This is a genomic window from Robbsia sp. KACC 23696, from assembly GCF_039852015.1.
In the GTDB taxonomy this organism is placed as follows: Bacteria; Pseudomonadota; Gammaproteobacteria; order Burkholderiales; family Burkholderiaceae; genus Robbsia.
The window spans coordinates 1586063-1609704 of record NZ_CP156626.1 but is presented as its reverse complement, the minus strand read 5'-3'; the positions used below and the strand labels follow the sequence as shown (position 1 = coordinate 1609704).

The 23642-nt window shown below is 63.3% G+C and carries 18 protein-coding genes; 9 read left to right on the top strand and 9 right to left on the bottom strand.

Features of this window, described 5'->3' with window-relative positions; all coding sequences use genetic code 11:
- Positions 1-237: 237 nt before the first annotated feature.
- Positions 238-1722 (top strand): PAS domain S-box protein, encoded by a 1485-nt coding sequence (locus ABEG21_RS06690; protein ID WP_347556434.1) that lies wholly within the window; start codon positions 238-240, stop codon positions 1720-1722.
- Here the strand turns inward: ABEG21_RS06690 and ABEG21_RS06685 are convergent.
- From ABEG21_RS06685 to ABEG21_RS06660, 6 genes are all read right to left on the bottom strand, one after another.
- Complete coding sequence (locus ABEG21_RS06685) at positions 1706-2494, bottom strand: class II aldolase/adducin family protein (RefSeq protein WP_347556433.1); 789 nt, start codon at positions 2492-2494, stop codon at positions 1706-1708. The two genes, ABEG21_RS06690 and ABEG21_RS06685, sit on opposite strands and share 17 nt — an antisense overlap.
- 44 nt (positions 2495-2538) lie before the next feature.
- Positions 2539-3666, bottom strand: coding sequence for a 2-dehydropantoate 2-reductase (locus tag ABEG21_RS06680; RefSeq protein WP_347556432.1), 1128 nt, complete (start codon positions 3664-3666; stop codon positions 2539-2541).
- Positions 3663-4421, bottom strand: a complete 759-nt coding sequence (locus ABEG21_RS06675) for an ABC transporter ATP-binding protein (protein ID WP_347556662.1) — start codon at positions 4419-4421, stop codon at positions 3663-3665. Before ABEG21_RS06675 ends, ABEG21_RS06680 begins: the two co-directional genes overlap by 4 nt.
- Before the next feature lie 74 nt (positions 4422-4495).
- A complete protein-coding gene (locus ABEG21_RS06670) occupies positions 4496-6499 on the bottom strand; it encodes a branched-chain amino acid ABC transporter ATP-binding protein/permease (protein ID WP_347556431.1) in 2004 nt (667 codons plus the stop codon).
- Positions 6499-7536 carry a branched-chain amino acid ABC transporter permease gene (locus ABEG21_RS06665; protein WP_347556430.1) on the bottom strand — a complete coding sequence of 346 codons (1038 nt, stop codon included), beginning with the start codon at positions 7534-7536 and terminating at the stop codon, positions 6499-6501. Before ABEG21_RS06665 ends, ABEG21_RS06670 begins: the two co-directional genes overlap by 1 nt.
- A 20-nt stretch (positions 7537-7556) precedes the next feature.
- Positions 7557-8723, bottom strand: coding sequence for an ABC transporter substrate-binding protein (locus ABEG21_RS06660; protein WP_347556429.1), 1167 nt, complete (start codon positions 8721-8723; stop codon positions 7557-7559).
- A 326-nt stretch (positions 8724-9049) separates the two neighbouring features.
- On the opposite strand from ABEG21_RS06660, the gene ABEG21_RS06655 reads away from it, so the two are divergent.
- The 7 genes from ABEG21_RS06655 (at position 9050) to ABEG21_RS06625 (ending at position 17031) form a co-directional block, all read left to right on the top strand.
- The gene (locus ABEG21_RS06655) at positions 9050-9775 is read left to right on the top strand and encodes a response regulator (protein ID WP_347556428.1); all 726 of its coding nucleotides are present in this window, start codon (positions 9050-9052) and stop codon (positions 9773-9775) included.
- A gap of 219 nt (positions 9776-9994) precedes the next feature.
- Positions 9995-11053, top strand: coding sequence for an AI-2E family transporter (locus tag ABEG21_RS06650; RefSeq protein WP_347556427.1), 1059 nt, complete (start codon positions 9995-9997; stop codon positions 11051-11053).
- A 327-nt stretch (positions 11054-11380) separates the two neighbouring features.
- Entirely contained in the window at positions 11381-11812 is a 432-nt protein-coding gene (locus tag ABEG21_RS06645; protein WP_347556426.1) for a hypothetical protein, read from the top strand.
- A gap of 139 nt (positions 11813-11951) precedes the next feature.
- Positions 11952-13502, top strand: a complete 1551-nt coding sequence (locus ABEG21_RS06640; RefSeq protein ID WP_347556425.1) for a Rieske 2Fe-2S domain-containing protein — start codon at positions 11952-11954, stop codon at positions 13500-13502.
- A gap of 123 nt (positions 13503-13625) precedes the next feature.
- Positions 13626-14162 carry a DUF6232 family protein gene (locus ABEG21_RS06635; protein WP_347556424.1) on the top strand — a complete coding sequence of 179 codons (537 nt, stop codon included), beginning with the start codon at positions 13626-13628 and terminating at the stop codon, positions 14160-14162.
- A gap of 122 nt (positions 14163-14284) precedes the next feature.
- Positions 14285-15970: an exonuclease domain-containing protein gene (locus ABEG21_RS06630; RefSeq protein WP_347556661.1), complete on the top strand. Its 1686-nt coding sequence runs from the start codon at positions 14285-14287 to the stop codon at positions 15968-15970.
- A gap of 227 nt (positions 15971-16197) precedes the next feature.
- Positions 16198-17031, top strand: a complete 834-nt coding sequence (locus ABEG21_RS06625; protein WP_347556423.1) for a YopJ family acetyltransferase — start codon at positions 16198-16200, stop codon at positions 17029-17031.
- 128 nt (positions 17032-17159) lie between these two features.
- On the opposite strand, the gene ABEG21_RS06620 is transcribed toward ABEG21_RS06625, so the two are convergent.
- Genes ABEG21_RS06620 through acs form a run of 3 tightly spaced genes read right to left on the bottom strand, consistent with a single transcriptional unit; the run spans position 17160 to position 21569 of the window.
- Positions 17160-19211 carry a VC_2705 family sodium/solute symporter gene (locus ABEG21_RS06620; protein WP_347556422.1) on the bottom strand — a complete coding sequence of 684 codons (2052 nt, stop codon included), beginning with the start codon at positions 19209-19211 and terminating at the stop codon, positions 17160-17162.
- Positions 19208-19585 (bottom strand): DUF4212 domain-containing protein, encoded by a 378-nt coding sequence (locus ABEG21_RS06615; protein WP_347556421.1) that lies wholly within the window; start codon positions 19583-19585, stop codon positions 19208-19210. The genes ABEG21_RS06620 and ABEG21_RS06615 overlap by 4 nt, the downstream gene beginning before the upstream one ends.
- A gap of 1 nt (position 19586) precedes the next feature.
- A complete protein-coding gene (acs, locus tag ABEG21_RS06610) occupies positions 19587-21569 on the bottom strand; it encodes an acetate--CoA ligase (protein WP_347556420.1) in 1983 nt (660 codons plus the stop codon).
- Between the two features lie 222 nt (positions 21570-21791).
- Here acs and ABEG21_RS06605 point away from each other — a divergent pair, with 222 nt between their 5' ends.
- Entirely contained in the window at positions 21792-23315 is a 1524-nt protein-coding gene (locus tag ABEG21_RS06605; protein WP_347556419.1) for a fumarate hydratase, read from the top strand.
- Positions 23316-23642: the final 327 nt, after the last annotated feature.

Sequence of the window (23642 nt, the reverse complement as noted above, 5' to 3'; positions counted from 1 at the left end):
AGAAAGCGTGCAGTGACACTAAAGATTTCCCCAATGCGCCTGCCCGACAGCGTGGCGCATGCGATGAAAGCCACCGCCCACTGCATCGCGCGATGTCGGAATCACCGTTTTTTCGCGCTATCATTCCAGAAAACGCTGCGATGCCCCCCATCGACGCCGCGACACAACGAGACAGGCTGCAGCAGGAAGCCGCACGCGCCGCCCACGACCGTGCCGTATCACGCACCCCGGAAGCCGATGACATTCGCCCTGCAAGACAGCGATCGCCTGGCGATGCTGCAATCCCTGAAAACCTGCATCCTGTTGCACGATGCGGTCAGCAAGGACATCCTTTGGGCCAATGCAGCCGCCTGCACGGCACTCGGCTTTACCGTCGAGGAATTGTTGCCGCTGAAAGCGCCGGACATGACACGCAACGAGGAAAAGTACCGTCGCGAAGTGGGTCGGCGCTGGTTGGACGATGCCGTGGAAAAAGGCGAGAGCATCGTGCAATGGCCGTATCGCGCGAAGGACGGCACGGAGATCTTGTCCGAAGCCGTGGCCACGCGTGTGGCGCTGCACGACCGCGATGTCGTCATGGTGCAATTTCGGGATATTGCAGCCGAACAGCGCATCGAGCAGGATCTGCGACGGCTGGAAAGTCGCCTCAAGGAATTCATGCATGATCTGACCGAAGGCATCGCCTTACTCGATGCCGACGGCACCATCCACTATTTGAGCGAGTCGGCGCGCCCCCTGCTGGGGTTGAAAGCCGACGATCCGGAACCGGAGAACTTCTTCTCGCTAGGCGCCGAATCGGATTCCCTGCTGCTGACACGTCGCCTCGCGCAAGCCGCCGAGGGCGAGACTCCGCCTACTTTCCGCTATCGCGCCGTGATGCGCGACGGCAGCGTCCGTTGGCACGACGCCACCTGCCGACACGTGACGCTGGATGAGGAATGGCGCGGCATCCTGCTGCATTTCCGCGATGTCACGGAACAGGTCGCAGAACAGGAAGCGGCGCGCCTCAACGAACGATCGCTGGAATACATGGCGCGCTATAACGCCATGGGCGAAATGGCGATGACGCTGTCACACGAACTGAGTCAGCCCCTGGCCTCGGCGCGCAACTTCATCGAAGGCGGCATGTTGCGACTGCAGGCTGGCACGACGCCGGCGCCAGACGTGATATGGGGCATGCAGAATGCGATGAAACAAATGGAGCGCGCGACCAGCATCATCAAGAGCGTGCGCGATTATGTCGTCAAACTGGAACAGGTCGTCGAAGTCATCGATCTGAACGCCGTAGTCAACGACGTCTATTACTTCCTGCGTCTGCGCGCGCGCGATGAAGGCGTGCGCATCGAAACGCGACTGGAGGAGCGGGCGTTGCCTGTGCGTTGCGAGAAAGTGTTGATCGGCCAGGTCATCCTGAATTTCTCGTTCAACGCGATGGAAGTGATGCGCGATCTGAAACAGAAGCATCGCGTGCTGACGATTCAGACCGCCCTCCTCGGCGAGCGCGCGCAACTGACGGTATCGGATATGGGCGTGGGGCTTGGCCCGCACGTGCAAAGCCGGATATTCGATGGATTCTTCACGACAAAGCCGACCGGCAACGGTTTAGGCCTGTCTGTATGCCGGAATATCATCGCGCGTCACGAAGGCGATGTCTGGGCCGAACCGCACCAGCCGCACGGCACCACCTTCGGCTTCTCCCTGCCGCTCACGCGCCCCGACTAAGGCGCGCCGCCTGCATCTTGCGCACGGTGGCATCGAACAACTTGATCGCGAAGCGATCGTTCTGGATCAACTGCGCGGCCAGGTCGGCGCAGCGCGTTTTAATCGAATCCTCCAACGCGACATCCGGTCCGGGCAATGCGCCGGCCTGACATTGGATTTCGGCTGCGCGCTGTACCGTCCACAGCAGCATGAAGGTGCCCGGAATGTCTTTCTCGCAGACCGCCACGCCGTGATTGCGCAGCACGAGCACGTGCTTGCCCCCCAGGCTCGCCAGCATCCGATCCTTCTCCTCGACAAACAAGGTGATGCCCTCGAACGCGTGATACGCGACGCGGCCGAACAGCTGTGCGCCGTAGAAATCGTCATGCCGGAAACCGCCCTGCTTCAACGCGATCGCGGAGACCGGCGTCGTATGCGTGTGGACGATGCATTGCACGTCCTCCCGCGCGCCGTGAATGGCGCTGTGCAAGGCGAAGCCCGCCGGATTGGCCGGGTACTCGGATGGCACGACCAACGCCCCGTTCAGATCCACCTTCAGCAGATTATCCGGCGTCACTTCGCTGTAATTCAAACCGAAGGGATTGACGAGGTAATGTCCCTCGGGTCCCGGTACACGCACGGAGATGTGGTTGAAGATCAGCTCGGTCCAGCCGAGGTAATCGACCAGATGATAGAAATGTGTCAGCTGTTCCCGGAGGGCCCATTCGGTCGCATCGATATGCGCCGGCCGTCCGAATCCTTCGGGAGACAGGCCGTGTGTCGCGTCGTTCATAGGGGCTCGCTTATCTAACGTTTATCAAGAGGGTCGTCGGTCATTCAATACGGCGTGGGAGACCCCACGCGATGGCGGACCAGGCCGAGAATCGACGCGGTCACTGGCATCGGGACATCGACGCGTGCAGCCAATTCCAGCACGGCATCGCCGATGGCCGCAAGTTCCAACGGCCGACCGCGCTCGGCGTCCTGCAACATCGACGTCTTGACCGCGCCCATGCCGCGACAGCGGGCCAGAAACGCGGCATCGTCGAACGGCAGTTGTACCGACAGCGCGTTTGCCAGCGTCCGAATTTCCTGCAACATCGGTCGTACCGTCGACAGCAGCGTGGCTTCGCCATAAATCTGCGCCAGCGTGGCGCCGGTCAGCACCGACAACGGGTTCGACGTCAGATTGCCGGCCAGCTTGGCCCACAGCGCCGTGCGGATATCCGGACTACATTCCGTGGCGATGCCGGCATCGCGGAACATCGCGGCCAATGCGGACACACTGGCACCGGGGCCGTCGATCGTGTGCTCACCCGCGCCTTCCACAATGTCGCCAATGATCAGGCGATGCGGATTGTTCGCCACATACGCTCCCGCGGAGGCGACGTAGCCGGTCATATAGACCACGGTGCCGACGATCTGCGCGGCGGGAACCACGCCTTCGAGGAGGCCGCTCGGATCCAGCGCGGTGATCGCCCCCATGGCCGCGGCGCCACCCATACGATCGCCGCCATCGGGCGCCGCGCCCATGCCGTGGAAATACCACCACGGCACGCCATTCACCGCCGGCATCACGCGCGTGTTCGGGCCGACCAGCGATGCCAGCATCGGCACGAGCGCCGTCAGCGACTGAGCCTTCACAGCGAGTATAACGAGATCCTGCGGGCCGATTGCCGCCGCGCCCTCTTCACCGTCGGCATGGTCGGCGTCGGGTGCGACGTCGCTATCGTAGACATCCAGATAGGCGCGATGCGCGCCGTCGAGATCGGTCAGCGATGCCGGCCCTTCGCGCAAGGCCGCCAGCGTCGCGCCGCGTGCCAGCACACTGACCTTATGACCGGCCGCCGCGAGGCGCACCGCCAATGCCCCGCCGATCGCGCCCGCCCCGATCACCGTGATGCGCCACGGCGGCACCGCGCCATCGGCGTGGGACCCGGCCCTTATCGTATCGATGGCAGTCATGGCGCCAATACCGCGGGAGTCGCGCCATCGCTGCCTTTCCCCGCCCCGGATTTTCCGAGATAGATATGCATCACGCGCGGATCGGCCGCGACGTCTTGCGCGGGCCCTTCTACCGTCACGCGGCCCATTTCCAGCACATAGGCATAGTCGGCAACGCGCAAGGCCGCGCGCGCGTTCTGCTCGACCAGCAGGATCGAGACGCCGCGCTCGCGCAACGTCTCGACGATGCGAAAGATCTCCTTGACGATCAACGGCGCGAGACCCAGGCTCGGCTCGTCCAACATCAACAGCGCCGGGCGCCCCATCAAGGCACGACCGATGGCGACCATCTGACGCTCGCCGCCGGAGAGCGTGCCGGTCAATTGCTGGCGCCTCTCGCGCAAACGCGGAAACAAGGTATAGACCTCCTCCAGATCCTGAGCATGGTCGCGATGTCCGCGACGGCGTCGATGAAACGCGCCCAGCACCAGATTGTCCTCGACCGACATCTCGACGAACAGCTCGCGCTTTTCCGGCACGAGGTTCATCCCCGCCTCCACCATGTCCTGCACATCCGGATGCGCATGGTGCTTACCGGACAGCGTGATGCCGCCCTGTGACGGCAGCAGCCCCATCAACGCCGACAACAAGGTGGTCTTGCCCGCCCCGTTCGGCCCGATCACCGTCACGATCTGCCCGCGGCGCACTTGGACCGACACGTCCTCGACCGCGCGAACCTTGCCATAACGGACATTCAAGGCCTCGGTCTGCAACATGACCGGGGCCGCATCCGGCATGGCGGCGACGCGGTGCGGCGGCGATGCCGCTTCCATCGATTTCAACGTGGCATTCATTCGTCGCCGTCTCCCAGATACGCGCGCTGCACGACCGGATCGTCCTGGATCTGCGTCGGCGTGCCTTCGGCGATCTTCTTGCCGAACTCCATGACGATGACGCGGTCCACCAGATTCATCACGAATTCCATATCGTGCTCGACGATCAAAATCGCCAGACCTTCGTCACGCAGCGTCGACAACAACGCCGCGAGCGCCTGCTTTTCGTGATAACGCAGACCGGCAGCCGGTTCGTCGAGCAGCAAGACGCAGGGATCCGACGCCAATGCGCGCGCGATCTCCAGCAAGCGCTGCTGCCCCAACGCGAGCGCGCCCGCTTCCTCGTACAGATAGGCCCCCAAACCCACGCGCGTCAGCTGCCGCGCCGCCTCGGCGAGCAAGCGACGCTCTTCCTCGCGATCCAGCCGGAGCACCGCGCGAACGATGCCGGCGACGCCGCGCGTATGCGCGCCCAGCGCGACGTTTTCCAGCACCGACATCTTCGGCAGCAATCGGACATGCTGGAACGTCCGACTCATGCCCAGACGCGCGATCTGCCGCGCGCCGCGCCCGGCCACCTGCGTGCCGCGAAATAGCACCTGACCGCTGGTCGGCGTATCGACGCCGGAGATCTGATTGAACATCGTACTTTTACCGGCGCCGTTCGGCCCCAGCAAAGCCAGGATCTCGCCCGTAGCGACGCTCAGGTTCATCGCATCGTTTGCAACCAGGCCACCGAAACGGCGTGTCACATCGGCGGCGACCAATACCGTTTCACCGCGTGGCGGCAGCGGTCTGCGCGGCAGCGGCGCGGCCTGCGCCACACCCGCATGGTCGGCCAGGTCCGACTCGACGGCGCGACGGGCTGCGTGCGGCGTCTCGCTCGCAGCATCGGCACCCTGCGCCGACGTGCCTGAGGCCGCACGCCCGATCGCCTCGGCGTTCGCACCGTGGGTGCCTGGCGCCGCGCCGGTACGCGCGCGATGCTGGATCGCGCGCCACAGCCGCGCGCCGGCATGCAAAACGCCATCGCGTGCGTGATGCAGAATCAGCACCATCGCCAACCCGAACACGATCGTCTCGACGTTTTCGTTTTGCCCCAGAAGACGCGGCATCACGTCCTGCAGCACATCCTTCAGCAAGGTGATCACCGCCGCGCCGATCAGCGCCCCCCAGACCTGCCCGGCGCCTCCCACCACTGCCATGAAGACATAATCGATGCTGGCCTGGATATTGAACGGCACCGGATTCACGAACTGCTGCATATGCGCATAAAGCCAGCCCGAGGCGCTCGCCAGCAAGGCCGCGATCAGGAAAGCGGTCATCTTCGCGCGGGGCGTATCGACGCCCATCGCTTCGGCCATCACGACGCCGCCTCGTAGCGCGCGGATCGCACGGCCTTCCCGCGAGTGCAGCAAATTGCGCACGGCCCACATGCCCAGCGCGAGGAAGATCCAGATCAGGTAGTAGAGATGCCGCCCATCGCCCAGGCTCATGCCGGCCAGATGAATCGGCGGAATGTTTGCAATACCGGTATTGCCGCCGAGCATCGGCAAGGCCCCGAAGCAAAAATACAGACTCAATCCCCAGGCAATCGTTCCGAGCGGCAGGAAATGCCCGGACAGGCGCAAGGTCGCGCGCCCCAGGATCCATGCCACCGCCGCCGTGAGGCACCAGCCGGCGCATAGCGTCAACCAGGGCGATGCGCCGATCCAGGCGAGCCACGCCGGCATGGCGGCCGCCTGCGTCGTAAACACCGCGGTCGTGTAGGCGCCGATACCGACGAAGGCCGCCTGTCCGTAACTGGTCAAGCCCGCCACGCCCGTCAACAGGATCACGCCGACGGTGACCAGTGCATAAAGCGCGATGTAGTTCAGCAACGTGATATAGAACGGCGGCATCCACTGCGGCGCCGACAACAGAATCGCACCGGCCAGTACGACGCTCGCGCCACGCACGCGACCGAAGCGATTTTTCTTGCGAGAAGCGGCCGTCGACGCGGCATCCAATACGCGCGCCATCAATGTTCCTCCTCGAGCGGCGCATGTTTCAGCGAACGCCACAGCAATACCGGAATGATCAAGGTAAAGACGATGATCTCTTTGTAGGGGCTAGCCCAGAACGATGCGAACGCCTCGATCAGACCGACGACGATGGCACCGGCCGCCGCCACCGGATAGCTCACCAGACCGCCGATGATCGAGCCGACGAAGCCCTTCAGACTGATCAGGAATCCCGAATCGAAATACAGGGTCGTCAACGGCGCGATGACGACGCCGGAGAGCACGCCGATGACAGCCGCGAGAAAGAACGCGGCCTTGCCGGCGAACACCGGCGAGATCCCCATCAAACGCGCACCGATGCGATTGAACGCCACCGCCCGCAGGGCCTTGCCGTAGAGCGTGCGCTCGAACATCTGGTGAATCGCCACCATCAGCAAGCCCGCCAGCACGATGACCAGCACCGCCTGGCTATCGAGATTGATGCCGTCCAGCGACAGCGGTACATCGACAAAGGTCGTCGTGCGTGACCCGTCCGGTCCGAACAGCAGCAAGGCCAGGCCGACCAGCGCGATATGCAAGGCGATCGAGACGATCATCAAGGTCAGCACCGACGCATCGGCGAGCGGTTGATAAAACACCCGATACATCGGCGGCGCCATCGGTGCGATCACGGAGAGTGCGACGATCGCCTGCGCCCAGGTCGGCAAGGCGGCCAGCGGCAACAGCGCGAGCACGCCCGCGAGCGCGAACGGATACACCAGTTGCGCGACCTCGCCGCGGCGCAGCGACCACGCGCCCTGGTGCCGACGCCGTGCCACGACATCGGCGACGACGGACAGCACGGACAGCACCGCCAGCAGCCAGACCGCGTACAGCGGGCGACCGTTCTGCATCGCCGCCATCGACAAGCCGCCGTAGACGACGAACTCGCCCTGCGGGATGAACAGCACCCGCGTCACACTGAACACGAGCAGGATCGACACGGCCAGCAACGCATAGATCGCGCCGTTGGTCAGGCTGTCCTGGCCGAGAATCATCAAGATTTGTGCGTTCATGAAGCCTTACTCTCGGAACACTACTTCAGCAAGGCCCACTTGCCGTTCTTCACCGTGATCATCACGACGCCGCGATTGTCGAAGCCGCTATGGTCGTCCGGCGTCATGTTGTAGACCCCTTGCGTGGCGACGAGGTCATGCACGTTTTCCAGCGCATCTCGCAAAGCCTTGCGAAACGCCGGCGTACCGGGCGCACCGGCCTTCTCCGCGATCGGCACCGTCCGTTCGAGCAGCAAACCGGCATCGTAGACATTCGCGCCGAAGGTCGCGGGTACCTGGCCGTACAGCTTCTTGTACGCGTCGATATAGCGTTGCGCCACTGCCTTTGACGGATTGCTGTCGGGAATCTCGTCGAGCACCAGCATCGGGCTCGCCGCCAGGATCGTGCCTTCGACCTTGCGGCCACCCAACTTCAGGAAGGCATCCAGCGCGGCGCCGTGCGTCTGGTAAAACTTCCCCTTGTAGCCAAGATCGACCAGCGTCGTTTCGGGCAGAACGCTGGCGCCGCCGGGCGCCGCGATCAGGACGGCGTCGGGTCGTGCGGAAACCAGTTTCAGCGCCTGGCCCGTCACCGAATTGTCGGCACGCTGATAGCGTTCGTTATCGACGATCTGGATGCCATGAGACTGCGCGAGCCCGGAGAAGACCTTGAACCAGTTCTCACCGAACGGATCGTTCAAGCCGATGAAGCCCACCGTCTTCACATGCGTCTGCACCATGTGATCGACCAGCGCTTTTGCGACCAGATCGTCGTTCTGCGTGGTCTTGTAGACCCACTTCTTCTGCGGCGTCATCGGCAGGACGACGGCGGCGGTTCCCACCGGCGCGAACATCGGCGTGCCCGATTCGGCCGCGAATTGAATCACGCCCGTCGCATTCGGCGAACCGGTCGGCCCGATGATCGCGTCCACTTTGTCTTCGGACAGCAGTTTCTTGAAATCCGTCACCGATGCGGTCGGATCGCTGGCATCGTCCAGCGAGATATAGCTGACCGTCAGATTGCCGATCTTCGACGGCAGCAAGGCGACGGTGTTGCGTTGCGGGATGCCGACCAGAGCGGTCGGCCCCGTAGACGACGTGATGACGCCCACCTTCACTTGCGCCGCGGCAGGAAACGACAGGCCGGCCAGCACGGCAGCCGATGAAACGAACGATGCCAACTTTGCAGCGGCGAGCTTGCGAGTCATGGTGAAGACAATCCTTATCGAGATGCCGGAGAGGGAAGACCGCGCAAACGGAAATAGCAGCCTCGGCTCAGTCTAGGGGGGCTTTTTTTTGGCGGTAATTCTTAAAATCCTGCTGATCGATAAAGAAATCTTTAGTACCGCTGTCGTCTTGCGGGCGTCGCGTCGATGGCATATCGGGATCGACCCGGAATCGGGCGCGTTTCAATTTTTTTCGATGCACGACGCGTGATATCGTTCACCGAACATGGCACGCTTGCCCCACGGTCCGAGCGCGTAATGTGATTTCCGATACGCCCCTTTTTTTGCTCATCTCGACGTCCGTCACCATGTTCGACATCCGCTCGGCAAACGGGAGTGCTCCCGGACGTAACTCGCCATCGACTGAAACGGCCGCGCCGATCGTCTACATCGTCGACGACGACGACGATATGCGCGCGTCGCTCGCCTGGCTACTGGCCTCGGTGCATATCGAAGCGGTCGGTTTTTCCGGCGCGCGGGTGTTTTTGGAACAGTTCGATCGCCATCGCCCTGCCTGTCTCGTGCTGGATGTGCGAATGCCGGAGATGAGTGGATTCGATCTGCAGGAAGCGCTGCGCGACGCCGACGTCGCCATGCCGACGCTCTTCGTAACCGGTCATGGCGATATCCCGATGTCGGTTCGCGCGCTGCAGAATGGCGCCATCGATTTCGTCGAGAAGCCGTATAACTCGCAGGAAATGATCGAGCGCGTCCAACGCGCGCTGAAAATGGCGGCGACGTTGCAGCAGCGCAGCCGTCGCCAGGACGCGCTGCGCCGGCGCTATGCGCAACTGACGCCGCGCGAGCAGCAAGTATTGATCGGACTGATCGATGGCAAGGCGAGCAAGCGCATTGCCGCGGAAATGGACATCAGCGCCAAGACCGTCGACGTCTACCGCGCCAATATCAAGACGAAGTTCGGCGCGACCTCGCTGGCCGCCGTGATTCGCGAAGTCGCCAGCATCATCGATCCCCTCGAATTCGACGACGGCGCCCGGCCGCTGGCGCTGGGCGGACGCACGCCGCGGCGCTGAACCGGCGCCCGCATCTTATCTGCCGGAGCAATGAAAAAGCGATCGACGGTCCGCTGCGGTAACAAGCCGTCCGTTTCCGCGCCTTTCCCCCGCTGGATGCGCATTTACCGCAACGCTCGTGTAAGCTGATTGAAGCGAGTGGAACAGGAATTGCGCGGTAGGCGCCTGCCCATCGTCACCCCGCATTGGCAGGCCGTCTAACCCAGCAGGCATTTTTGAATGAACAACCGCCGGATCTACGAAAAGTCGTTTCACATCCTTTTAGCCATCGTGACGCTCGGCCTCGGCTTCGTGCTCTGGCCTTTCTTCAGCGCGGTGTTCTGGGGGGCGATCCTGGCCTTGATGTTTCAGCCGGTACAGCGTTGGCTGCTATTGAAGTTCAACCATCGGCAAAACCTCGCCGCACTGGTGACACTGGCCTTCATTCTGCTACTCGTGATTCTGCCGTTGGCACTGGTCACCGTAACGCTGATCCAGGAAGTCGCCTCGATCTACCAACGGATTCAGCAGGGGCAGTTGAATTTCGGCTCGTATTTTCAGCAGATCATCGCCGCGCTGCCGCAATCCGCACAGCATCTGCTGGCACGCTACGGCCTGACCGATTTCAGTGACCTGCAAACGAAACTGACGGCGGGCGCCGCCCAGATCAGCCAGTTCCTGGCGGCCCAGGCGCTCAGTGTCGGCCAGAATACGTTCCAGTTCGTCGTCAGCTTCGGCGTCATGCTGTATCTCGTATTCTTCCTGCTGCGCGACGGCCGGCAGATCGGACGGATGATTCGGCATGCCTTGCCGTTCGACGAATCGCACAAAACCCATCTGCTGCAGAAATTCACGACGGTCGTGCGCGCCACGGTCAAAGGGAATATCGTCGTCGCACTCGTCCAGGGCGGCCTCGGCGGCATAATCTTCTTGATCTTGGGTATCGAGGGCTCGCTGCTCTGGGGCGTGCTGATGGCGTTCCTTTCCTTGCTGCCCGCCATCGGCGCGGCCTTGGTTTGGGGTCCGGCCGCCATCCTGCTGTTTGCCACCGGGCATGTCTGGAAGGGCATCATTCTGCTGCTCTTTTGCGTATTCGTCATCGGCCTGGCCGACAATCTGCTGCGGCCGTTGCTGGTCGGCAAGGACACCAAACTGCCCGACTGGGTCGTACTGATCTCGACATTGGGCGGCATGGCGCTGTTCGGGATCAATGGCTTCGTCATCGGGCCGCTGATCGCGGCGCTGTTCATCGCCAGCTGGACCCTGTTCGCGCAACAGAACCACGCACAGGATTATTGACTCGGCAAGCACAAAGAGGGTGTGCGGGTCAAGTTATTTACCCGGTAACAAATGCAAAAGATCATTGCGCTGGGTGTGCTGGTAATTCCTTACTGAAAATAGCATTCTTGCGGCGTGGTCCGGACCGAGCTAGGGGGAAACCCGAGGGACATACGCCGCCCTCGGAACGTGTTTCTACCCTCCTCGGCACGTTTGCGACGCAGCACCGCCTGAATCCCTGCCCCGCCCTGTCGTCCTGCCCGATGTCCTTTACCCAGGCCGACAGACCTGACAGCGCCCCCAGACGTTGAAAAGACGCGAACCGGACGAGACTGAAAGGATCGTCAGATGCAGTCTTTTGCCCCGCTTGCCTGCCCCACCCTCGTTTGCTACGACACGCAATCTTTTCCCTACGTCACGCTGGATTGGTCGCATTTGTTCAGTGCCGACCCGCAACGCTGGCATGACGATACGGCCGCGCTGCTCGACATGGACACGCCCTTTGTCCTGTTCGTGACCGATATGCCCGGCGATCGGAAAACCCGTCTCGGCGGTCCCTTGAAGTGGTACAAGGCGTATCACGAGGCATTCGGCGCGTGCTGCCGGGCCGTGATCGTTATCGAGGCGGACCCTTCCCGGCGCGTGATGATGCGGATCGACACGCCGCAATTGGAAAAAGCTTTTGGTACCGACGTCCATATGACGCCTGATCGCGATCAGGCGGAACGCCTGTCGCAGCGGCTGCTCAACACGCCGCCGCTGCCGATGAGCGCGCGTTGATGCGCCGCTAGACGCGCAAAAAAGTGCCGCGTGCCATTTGGCGCGCGGCAATGAACGGCGGACTCCGCTAGACTGGAGGCCCGTGGGGATGCGCGATGCCGTGTCCTCTGCCTCCTCGACGCCCCGGAGCTCCGCGTTCATGATCGTACCGTCGCGTACCCACGTATCCTCGCAGGGCCCCTCGCTGGCAGTAGCGCCTGCAGCCGAGCTATCCCCGGCACCGCAGGCATCGACGCCGTCGGCCGAATCCCTCGCTGCCGATGTGCCGCGCGATCTGCGCCGAGTCGCCATCGATCCGAACCAGTGGTATCCGCTGGCCTGGTCGCGTGAGCTGAAACCGGGCAAGGCCATTGGCGTCCATTTCGGTGGCGTGCCGATCGTCCTGTTCCGTGGTGAAAGCGGCGCCGTCCATGCACTCTTCGACCGCTGCGCCCACCGCCAGGTGCCCTTGCATGCCGGCGTCGTCGAAGGCGACACGTTGAAATGCGGCTATCACGGTTGGACCTATGACCGTGGCGGCCATTGCGTCGATATTCCTTATCTAGGCCGCGAGCGCCGGCCGAATGGCGTGCGCGCCTACCCCTGCCGCGAGCTGGCCGGTTTGATCCTGGTCCACTGCGCCGACACCGTCGGCGCCCAGCAGCCGCAACCCGGTGCCACGGCGCAGGCCTGTCCGGCCGCGACTGGCGTATCCGGCGGCGCCCAGGCCACGGCCGTGACAATTCCCATCCGCGACCTGCGCGACAGCGCCGTGGGCACGGCCGTGTCGTCGCAATCGGCGGACGAGATCGAAGACGGCGCGGTCAATCCGGCAAACCGTGTCACACCGGCAAAGCGCGCCGACGGGCGCAGTGCGGCGGAACCGCCGCCGGTGCCCGTCAGCGCGGAGGCGGAGGCGCAATTCGCCGCACTGACGCAGGCGCTGGCACATGGTTCGGACCCGGCCTACAAGACGCGCCGATTCGGCGAAACGGTGCGCTGCCACTACTCCTTCATGCACGAGAACCTGATGGATATGAACCATCAGTTCCTGCATCGCAAGCAGATGGGGCAGATGCGCGCCCGCGTCGTCGATCGACGCGCCGGCAGCGACTGGGTCGAGGTCGACTACACCTTCGCGCGCATCGGCGGCAAGCAACCGATCGGCGAGGCGCTGGTGTTCGGCGAACGCCGCAAGACCGACCAGGCCAACACCCGGCCGGCGGCCAACGACGAGACGGCGCAGACGTCCGAGGCGAAGACCAAAGGGGCCGCCGATCAGCACAAGGATGTCATGACCATCCGGACGCAGTATCCCTACCAGACGCTGTGCATCCACAAGTCGGACGGCAGCAAGGTGATGGACCTGTGGATCAACTACGTCCCGGTGGACGCGGCGCAGAAGTCCAATCGGACATTCGGTCTGCTGTCGATCAAACGGCCGAAGCCGGGCTTTCTGCTCGACATCGCCTGGCCGCTGCTGGTGTGGTTCACCGATCGCATCTTCAGCGAGGATCGTTGGATCGTCGAGGCGGAGCAAGCGGCGTATGACCGGCAAGGCGGCGATATGAACAACGAATACTTCCCGGTCATCGTTGCGCTGCGCGAGTTGCTGCGTCGCTCCGGCGCGCCGGTACCGCTGCCGGCATCGGTGCCGGAGCGCGGCATGTCGTCGCTCACCGCGGTGCCCACGCCCGTCGCTGGGGCTTGAGGGCGGGGAAAGGGACCGTTTCGAACGTGGGGTTATGTCAATCGTTGCGCAAATTATGGGCACAATGCTCGCAGGATATTGCTATCCTTCGGCAGTTCCTTGTATTGAGTGATCGCTCGTCCTATGTCTGAATCCGCAGCGCCCGGCACGCCTGAAGCGTCGCCGCTCTCCCGCCCCACGCCGCCCGCTCCGGGCCCGCGCGGCCGCGCCCCCGTCGATACCACGCCGCCGTTCTTCCAGGAAGGCGAGGTCAGCGTCAGCACGACGCGCATTGTCGCCTATGGCACACCGGCAAGCCTGGTCGGCGTGAAATCGGTGCGCCTGTTCGTCGATAAGCCGCATTTGCGCTTCGCGATCATCATCCTGCTCGCCGGGATCGGCGTCGGGGCCTATGGCGCAATGATCCGCAACTCTCCGGCCTGCGCGCTGGGCGTGATGCTCGCGGTCGTCAGTTACCTGACCTACCGCTTCCAAAACATGCGGCATAAGCTGTTCGTGACGCGCGAGACCGGCCCGGAAGCGGAAATATTCGTCGCCGGCAATCTCGACTTCACCCACCGCGTGCTGGCCGCGGTCGAACAAGCGCTGGCGCAGCAGGCGCAAACAGCCGGCGCCGCGAGCGCGCCCACAGCGACATACCAGGACGCGAGCGTGCGATGAAGGCGGACCTGCCGGCGTCGCCCGCATCGGATACGGTGCCCACGCCGGCATCGGCGCCTTTTTCCTTGTCGTCGTCCGGCACCCGACCCTCGACCGCCGATGCGCAGGCTCTGCTCGCCTCGATGGCGCGCCCCCTGGTCTTCGTCGATTTGGAAACCACCGGCTCGGATCCGCTGAACGACCGCATCACCGAAATCGGCGTGCTGGAAGTAGGCCCCGACGGCGTCCACGAATGGACCGCGATGGTCGATCCGGAGCAGCCGATTCCGCCCTTCATCCAGCAGTTGACGGGCATCTCCGAGTCCATGGTGCGCGGGCAGCCGGTGTTCGCCTCGCTGGCTCCCGGGCTGTTCGCGCGGCTGGAAGGCAAGCTGTTCGTCGCCCACAACGCCGGATTCGATTTCGGCTTTCTGAAGCAGTCTTTCAAGCGCGCCGGGCTGACATTCCGCGCCGATACGCTGTGCACCGTCCGTCTGTCGCGCACACTCTATCCGGCGCTGCGCAAGCATGGCCTCGACGCATTGATCGAACGGTTTCAGCTGATCCCGAGGGGGCGGCACCGCGCCCTCGCCGATGCCGATCTGCTGTGGCAGTTCTGGCAGCATATTCACCAGCAGATGGCGGCGGACGTCATCGCGCGGGCGATCAAGGCGCTGACGCGTCATGCGAGCTTTCCATCCGGGCTCGATGCCGACGCGCTCGACGCGGTACCGTCGCTTCCCGGCGTGTATCTGCTGCATGGCAAGCCGCCTGCGAGACAGCCGCTCTTTGTCGGCCGCGCGACGGATTTGCGCCAACGCGTGGGCCTCCACTTCTCGGGAACGCCGCGCGCTAAAGGCCGGACTGTCGCGCCCTCCGCGGCGGCCGCCGCGTCGGGCAGCGCGCTGAGTGCGGTGGTGAAGTCCGCGCACGCGGCGCCGGCGGCGGAAAGTCCGGACATTCGACTCGCCCGCGAAGTAGCACGCATCGAACACCGACTGTGCGCCGGCGATATCGGTGCGCAATTGCTCGAAGCGCAACTGCTCAAACGACACACGCCGCCTTACAACCGCGTGTCGCGCCGCGGTGCGCTCTGTGCATGGCATTTCCCGGACGACATGCCGGTGCCGCGCTTGACGACGCTGCAGGAACGCGATTTCGGTCACACTGGCGATCTGTACGGCATGTTCGATTCGCGTGCTCGCGCGGAAAGTCGGCTGCGCAAGATCGCCGATGAGTATGCGTTGTGCGCCGTCACGCTAGGTCTTGAAAACAGCAAGCCGGGTACGCCCTGCAGCGCCTATCCGACGCAGCGCTGTCGTGGCGCCTGCATCGGACAAGAGTCCGCACGCGAACACGCGGCGCGTGTCCGCGAGGCCTTGGCGCCGCTGCTGATCGCGCGCTGGCCCCATGACGGCGCGATCGCATTCGCCGAACGCCATCACAGCGGTTTCACGCAATGGCATGTGGTCGACAACTGGTGTTATCTCGGCAGCACCGACGAGCCGCGCGCCTTGCGTCGTATCGTCGAAGGCGCCCCGCCGCCGATCTTCGATCGCGACGCCTATGCGATCCTGCGTCGCGCGTTCAAACAGCCGGGGCTCGATATCCTGCCGTTGCCGATGGCGGCGCCGCTGACGCTCGAAGGCGAGCGAGGAGCGGAGCATAACCTTAGCATCAACGACAACGCGTCACGCGACGGCAACGTTGCGCAGTCGGCCGCGCAAGCGGTAAAACGCGTCCCGCCTTCGCGCGATCCCCTTAATCGCGCCCGGGCGCGACGGGCGGTTCCCGACACGCAAATGGCGATCGGGTTCGAGACGGACTAATCGTCCCATACCACGCGGCCATTTCAGCCGCTTTTCGAGATGGCCGCCCCATGCGACCATCGACTCAAACGCACAGGCCCTAGCATGCCGCATGCGGACATCGGTAGGCGTGCCACCGTTTCCGCCACCGTAAGGGTCGGCTCTACTTACCCGTCTTCGTCCCCGCTCGCACGTCGCCATCCCTTTCGTTCGACACTGCCTCATCGTCCCCATCGATCAGGTGCATCATGGAATTTCGCACGCAATATAACTTGCTATGCACGCGCTACAACGCCTACCTCCCGGCGTATGACCTGCCGGAAAGCATCGATCAAACCTCGGCGGCTGATTGCATGATTTCACGACAGGCACACGAAAACGATAGCCCAACGGTGTCAACCGTCACATTATCGAATCCGGGGCACGGGCACGATGCGACAACGCCCACGCGTCCACACGGACTGAAAGGTCATCTGGCTGGCCTTCCCGATTACTTGGCAACGCTTATCGATATCAAAACCGCGAAAGAAACGCCGTATTTCTTCTTATACGCGAACCGGCTAGGCGAGCAAGGCACGCCCTCGTTCGAACGTTATTTCGTCGATATCGTCGATAATGAAAATACGAAACATCCCGCATTACATCTGAAGCTTCATCCCAGCATCACCGATTTTGTACGATCGCTCGACAGCCTCGCGCGGGACAGTCTGGTTGGCGACATCCATCGATCCCTGGTCGTCAACAGTGGCGCAACGTCTTGTCACGTTACGCCCATTACTGTCATCGTTGGGCAAAAACGCCTTTTCGCCCAAGCGATCGATTCGGCCCACACCGAATGCTCTCGAATGCGATTCGATTGGTATTGCGATGCGTTGCGCGTCGAAAAGAACCTGAGTGTTCCGCTCGCCTTCGAATATCTATCCACGGGGGTACAAAAGGCGTGGGTAGGCTGCGATCTCTTCGCCTTGCACGCGGCGAAAGCCTCTCCCAAGATCTTGCAGGAATCGTACGCGGAATGGATAACGCGACACGACGACATCACGCAGCCGCATTACGTCTTTGTCGATGACGAACCACGCTAAGCCCGGGCGCGGGCGCAAGCATTAAGCTCGCGTCGACTCAAGCGTTGTTTTTTCCGAAACGCGACGAAGCGGCTACGCCTAAGCTGATGCCAATGCCAATGCCAATGCCAATGCCAAAGCAAATGCCATCAAGGCAGCCGCATCCAACGCACGCGTTCGCGCATGACCTCGCCTGGTGGCGTATCGCACAGGCTTGCCGCGATACCGACGACGAATCCCACCGGCACGCCGAATACGCCGGCGCTGCCCGCCGCAACGCGGAACCACGTCTGAGGTGCGAGGTGCAGCACATGGGCGAAGCTCGGATGGGCGCGGAAAAGATAGTAGACGCAGACCGCGAGTCCCGCGACCATTGCCGCCACCGCGCCGCGCGTCGTCATCCGCTCCCAGAACACACCTAGCACCAAGGCTGGAAACAGGCCGGATGCCGCGAGGGAAAAGGCCGCGCCCACAATGAACAGGATGTCGCCGCCATTCATCGACGCCAACCATGCAGCCGCCAGCGCGACCCCGAGCAATAGAAACTTCGACAACATCACTTGTCGATGCGCACTGCTGCGCGACGCCAGCAGCTTGTAATAGACATCGTGCGACAGGACATTGGCGATAGTAAGCAAGAGCCCGTCGGCCGTCGATAACGCAGCGGCGAGCGCACCGGCCGCAATCAAGCCTGTGATCACATACGGCAGGCCCGCGATCTCCGGGGCCGCCAGCACGACCATATCCGGCTGCATGGCGAGTCCGGCCCAGTGCAATATGCCGTCGTGCAGCAGGTCGTCGACGCGAACCAGCGGTTGCGTCGGCGGTGTGGCCTGCTGCCATTGCACAATCCAGTCAGGCAGATGGGCGAGCGATCGTCCCGGCAGGCTTTCCATCAAGGCCAGCTTCACCAGCAGCGCCAATACCGGCACGCTCAGGTAAAACAGGCTGATAAAAAACAGCGTCCATCCGACGGCGCTGCGCGCGGAACCGACGTTCGGCGCGGTCGCGTACCGGGTCAGGATATGCGGCAGACTCGCGGTGCCCAATGTCAGCGACATCACCAGCGCGATGAAATTGATCGTATCGGCACCGCCACGCGGCCGTTCGCTGTCGCCGCTGGCGTCCGGCCGCCCCACCCGCGTCGAGGCCGGCGCTTGCGCCTGCCGCAGCAAGGCATCACGCTCCCGTGCCCACGTCCGACGTGCCTGCTCCGGACTCGCCGGCAAGGCATCGAGAAACTGTTGCAGGCCGCCGATTTCCCGCAGCGATGCATTGCGCTCGCGAGCCGCCGTCACCGCCTGCATGCGCCGCTGTTTTTGCGCGGTCCAACTTGCCGGCAAACCATCGATTTCCTGCTGCAGGACATCGGCGGCGCGCCGATAGGCGGCCCGGGCCTGCGGCTCTCCGGCACCGCGTCCGCTTCCATTGCGCAGATCCGCTTCCAAGGCGGCCACGCGCTGATAGACCTGACCGTAGTGCAACTGCGGCACCCAGCCCAGCCCGGCGCGGTGCCCGACGAGAGACACCGTCAACAACATCGCGACGATCAGAATCACGTATTGCGCGACTTGCGTCCACGTCACTGCGCGCATGCCACCGAGGAAAGAACAGACGAGGATCCCCGCCAGACCGAAGACGATCCCGACACTGACATCGACGCCGATGAAGTGCGCGGCAATGAGGCCCACGCCCTGAATCTGCGCAACCAGATAGACAAAGGAACAGAGCATCGTCGCCACGACGGCGATGATGCGTACCGCACCGCTGTCGTAGCGGCTCGCCAGGAAATCGGGGATGGTGTAGCGCGACATCTTGCGCACATACGGCGCGAGCAGCACCGCCACGAGGCAAAAGCCGCCGGTCCAACCGACGATATAGGCCAGCCCTTGATAGCCGGTCGCGAACAAGGAACCGGCCAGACCGATAAAGGAGGCGGCGGACAGCCAATCGGCCGCGGTCGCCATGCCATTGAAGACAGCCGGTACGCGCTGGCCCGCGAGATAGTATTCGTGGGGATTCGAGGTTCGGGACAGCATCCCGATCACCGCATAAACGGCCAGTGTCAGAAAAAGAAAGAGATAGGCGATCCATGCGCCGCCGCCATAGCGGCGTTCCAGCAGATACAGCACGCCGGTGAAGCCGAACAAGCCGAGCGTGAAGCAGGCATATCGCAACGCCAGGATCGCGCTGCGGCTCATTGTGTGCCGGACTCGAAGTCGCGATCACCGGTGCGATCGCGATCTTCAACACCGTGCGCCGCTGTCGCGTCAGGCATCTCCGCCGCATCGCGCAACGCATCGCGATAGCGTCGATCGGCTCGCGACATGATGACGATATAGGCGATCACCAGGACCACAAAGGCGAGCACCGCCCCCTGGGCACCGATGAAATAGGGCCAGGGCGTACCCGCCACCGTGACATCGACGGCGAACGACGCGAGCCAATGCACCAACAAGGGCGGCGCGAAGGACACGATCGCACTCAGCGCCAGGACGCCGGATGTCGCCGCCAGCGACACGCGCCAGTGTTGCCGGGCGGCCTGCGCCGCGCGGATGTGCCCCGACGGCGTCACGTCAGACCGACTCGCCGAGTTGCTCCAGGATCGCCGGGTTCTCGAGCGTCGACGTATCCTGCACGGCCGTCTCGCCCTTTGCCAGGCCACGCAGCAGGCGCCGCATGATTTTTCCCGAGCGCGTCTTCGGCAGGTTGTCGCCGAAGCGGATGTCCTTCGGCTTGGCGATCGGTCCGATCTGCTTGCCGACCCAGGCCCGCAATTCGTTGGCGATGGCCTTCGCGTCATCGCCCATTGGCCGGGCGCCCTTCAGCACGACAAAGGAGACGATTGCCTCGCCGGTCGTGTCGTCCGGCCGCCCTACCACGGCGGCCTCTGCCACCAGCGGATGCGACACCAGCGCCGATTCGATTTCCATCGTGCCCATCCGATGTCCCGACACATTCAGCACATCGTCGATCCGGCCCATGATCGTGAAATAGCCGGTCTCCTTATTGCGTACCGCGCCGTCGCCGGCAAGGTACAGCGTGCCGCCCAGCTCTTCCGGGAAATAGCTCTTCTTGAAACGTTCCGGATCACCCCAGACGGTGCGCAACATGGCTGGCCAGGGCCGTTTGATGACGAGAATCCCACCCTGTCCGTCGGCCACGTCCTGACCGGTCTCGTCGACGACGGCCGCGGCGATGCCTGGCAGCGGCAAGGTACAGGAACCGGGCACCAAGGGCGTCGCGCCCGGCATCGGCGCGATCACATGGCCGCCCGTCTCGGTCTGCCAGAACGTATCGATCACCGGACAACGGCTGCCGCCCACCTGTTCGTAGTACCACATCCAGGCTTCCGGATTGATCGGCTCGCCGACGGTACCGAGGATGCGCAGCGACGACAGATCGAACTGCCGCGGATGCACCGCCTTGTCGGCATCGGCGTACTTGATCAGCGAACGGATCGCCGTCGGCGCCGTATAGAACACGCTGACCTTGTGCGCTTCGATCATGCGCCAGAATCGCGCGGCGTCCGGATAAGTCGGCACGCCTTCGAAAATGACCTGCGTGGTCCCGGCCGCGGTCGGGCCATAGCAGATGTAGCTGTGACCGGTGATCCAACCGATATCGGCGGTGCACCAATAGACGTCGGACGGCTTGATGTCGAAGGACCATCGCATCGTCTGCAGCGCCCACAACAGATAACCGGCCGTGCTGTGCTGCACGCCCTTCGGCTTGCCGGTGGACCCCGACGTATAGAGGATGAACAGCGGATGCTCGGCATCGACCCATTCCGGCTCGCACTCGGGCGATTGCGCCGCCATCACCTCATGCAACCACAGGTCACGATTGGCATCCCACGCCACGTCGCCACCGGTGCGGCGATAGACGATCACCGACCGTACTGCGTCGGTGCCGCCCGCGGCCAGCGCCTCGTCGACGATCGCTTTCAAGGGCAAGGTCCGGCCGCCGCGTACCTGCTCGTCCGCGGTAATCACGGCGACGGCTTTGGCATCGACGATCCGCTCGTTGAGCGACTTCGACGAGAAGCCGCCGAACACCACCGAATGCGTCGCACCGATACGCGCGCAGGCTTGCATCGCCACCACGCCCTCGACCGACATCGGCATATAGATCACGACGCGATCGCCCTTGCGGACACCTTGCGCCTTCAAGGCATTCGCCATCCGGCTAACGTCGTCGCGCAGCGCACGATAGCTGACCGAGCGAACCGCGCCGTCGTCGGCCTCGAAAATCACCGCCGTCCGATCGCCATGACCAGCGTCAATATGACGATCCAGGCAGTTGTAGGACGCATTGAGCTTGCCATCGGCGAACCAGCGATAAAACGGCGCCTGCGATTCATCCAGCGTTTGCGTGAACGGGCTTTGCCACGTCAGCCCCTCGCGGGCGAGCCGCGCCCAGAATCCTTCGTAATCACGTTCCGCCTCCGCGACCAATGCGCGGTAGGCCTCCATGCCGGCGATCGCGGCGTGCTGCGACACCTCCGGCGCCGGCGGGAATACACGATGTTCGTGCATGACTGACTCGATCGCCGTCATTGCCTGTCTCCTTTTTTTGTTAGTCCAAATACTATAAGTGCTGCCTCTTACCCCAATCTTACGCCCCGCCGGGCAGCCGCAGAAGTGACAAAGCTGCGCATCGGGGCCGATCGCCGTTCATCGTGCGGCGAGATGCCGCACCGGGGCGCCGCACGCGGTACAATACCGCCCAAAAATGAAACCCCTCTCCCCCTGTCCGTTTTTCCATCCCACGATACGAACATGACCGTCATCAAGCAGGAAGACCTGATCCAGAGCATTGCGGATTCGCTGCAATACATCAGCTATTACCATCCGCTCGACTATATCCAGGCATTGGGCCGCGCCTACGAGCGCGAGGCCAGCCCTGCGGCGAAGGATGCCATCGCACAAATCCTGACCAACAGCCGGATGTGCGCCGAAGGCAAGCGCCCGATCTGCCAGGACACCGGCATCGTCACCGTCTTCGTCAAGGTCGGCATGGACGTTCGCTGGGACGGCGCAACGATGAGCGTCACGGACATGATCAACGAAGGCGTGCGACGCGGCTATACGCACCCAGACAACGTGCTGCGCGCCTCCATCGTCAGCCCGCCCGAAGGCGGCCGCAAGAACACCACCGACAACACGCCGGCCGTGATCCACTATGAGATCGTTCCCGGCGACAAGGTCGACGTTCAAGTAGCGGCAAAGGGCGGCGGCTCGGAGAACAAGAGCAAGCTGGCGATGCTGAATCCGTCCGATTCGATCGTCGATTGGGTGTTGAAGACGGTACCGACGATGGGCGCCGGCTGGTGCCCGCCGGGGATGCTCGGCATCGGTATTGGCGGCACCGCGGAAAAAGCGATGGTGATGGCCAAGGAATCGTTGATGGAATCGATCGACATTCAGGACATCATCGCGCGGGGCCCGCAGGACTGGATCGAGGAACTGCGCGTCGAACTGTACGAAAAGGTCAATGCGCTCGGTATCGGCGCGCAAGGTCTGGGCGGCCTCGCCACGGTCCTCGACATCAAGATCCTCGCCGCGCCGACGCACGCCGCGTCGAAGCCGGTCGCCATCATTCCGAATTGCGCGGCCACGCGTCATGCGCACTTCGTGCTCGACGGCAGTGGCGTGGCGGAACTGACGCCGCCGCCGCTGGATGCCTGGCCGAAGGTGCAATGGGCGCCGGATACGAAGACCAGCCAGCGCGTCGACCTCGACACGCTGACGCCGGAGCAGGTCACGGCGTGGAAGCCGGGCCAGACGCTGCTGCTGTCGGGCAAGATGCTGACGGGCCGCGACGCCGCCCACAAGCGCATTGCCGACATGCTGGCAAAGGGCGAAAAGCTGCCGGTCGACTTCACGAACAAGGTCATCTACTACGTCGGCCCGGTCGATCCGGTGCGCGATGAAGCGGTCGGCCCTGCCGGTCCGACGACGGCCACGCGCATGGATAAGTTCACCGGGATGATGCTGACGCAGACCGGTCTGATTTCGATGATCGGCAAGGCCGAGCGTGGCCCGCTGGCAATCGAGGCGATCCGCGCGAGCAAGGCTGCTTATCTGATGGCCGTCGGGGGCGCCGCTTATCTGGTGTCGAAGGCGATCCGCAAGGCACGCGTCGTCGCGTTCGAGGATCTGGGCATGGAAGCCATCTACGAATTCGAGGTCGAGGACATGCCGGTCACCGTCGCCGTGGATTCGAACGGCACCTCGGTGCACCAGACCGGCCCGAAGGAATGGCAGGCGAAAATCGGCAAAATCCCGGTCGCCACGGCCTGAGGCTGCCGGCCTGACGGGCTTGGCCTCATGCGCCTGACCTGATGGCATCGTCTTGACGCGGTCATGTTCGCGTCAAGACGGATGCCCGTCAGGATCGGGCCCTGGCTCCAGTCATCGCGGAACCGAAAACAAATGCGAATGGATACGATTTGCGCTTCGCCATGCATTTACGGACCTGTTTCACGAAATTAACACGTTGATAACCGGAGTTAGGGCGATATTCTCGCGCTCCCGGGGTAAAAGGCTTGGCTTTTTCGGCCTGAGCGATTAATGTGTGCGCATTCCCTGTAATGCGGAAAGTATCGTCACCCACCGCCCCGGGTAGCG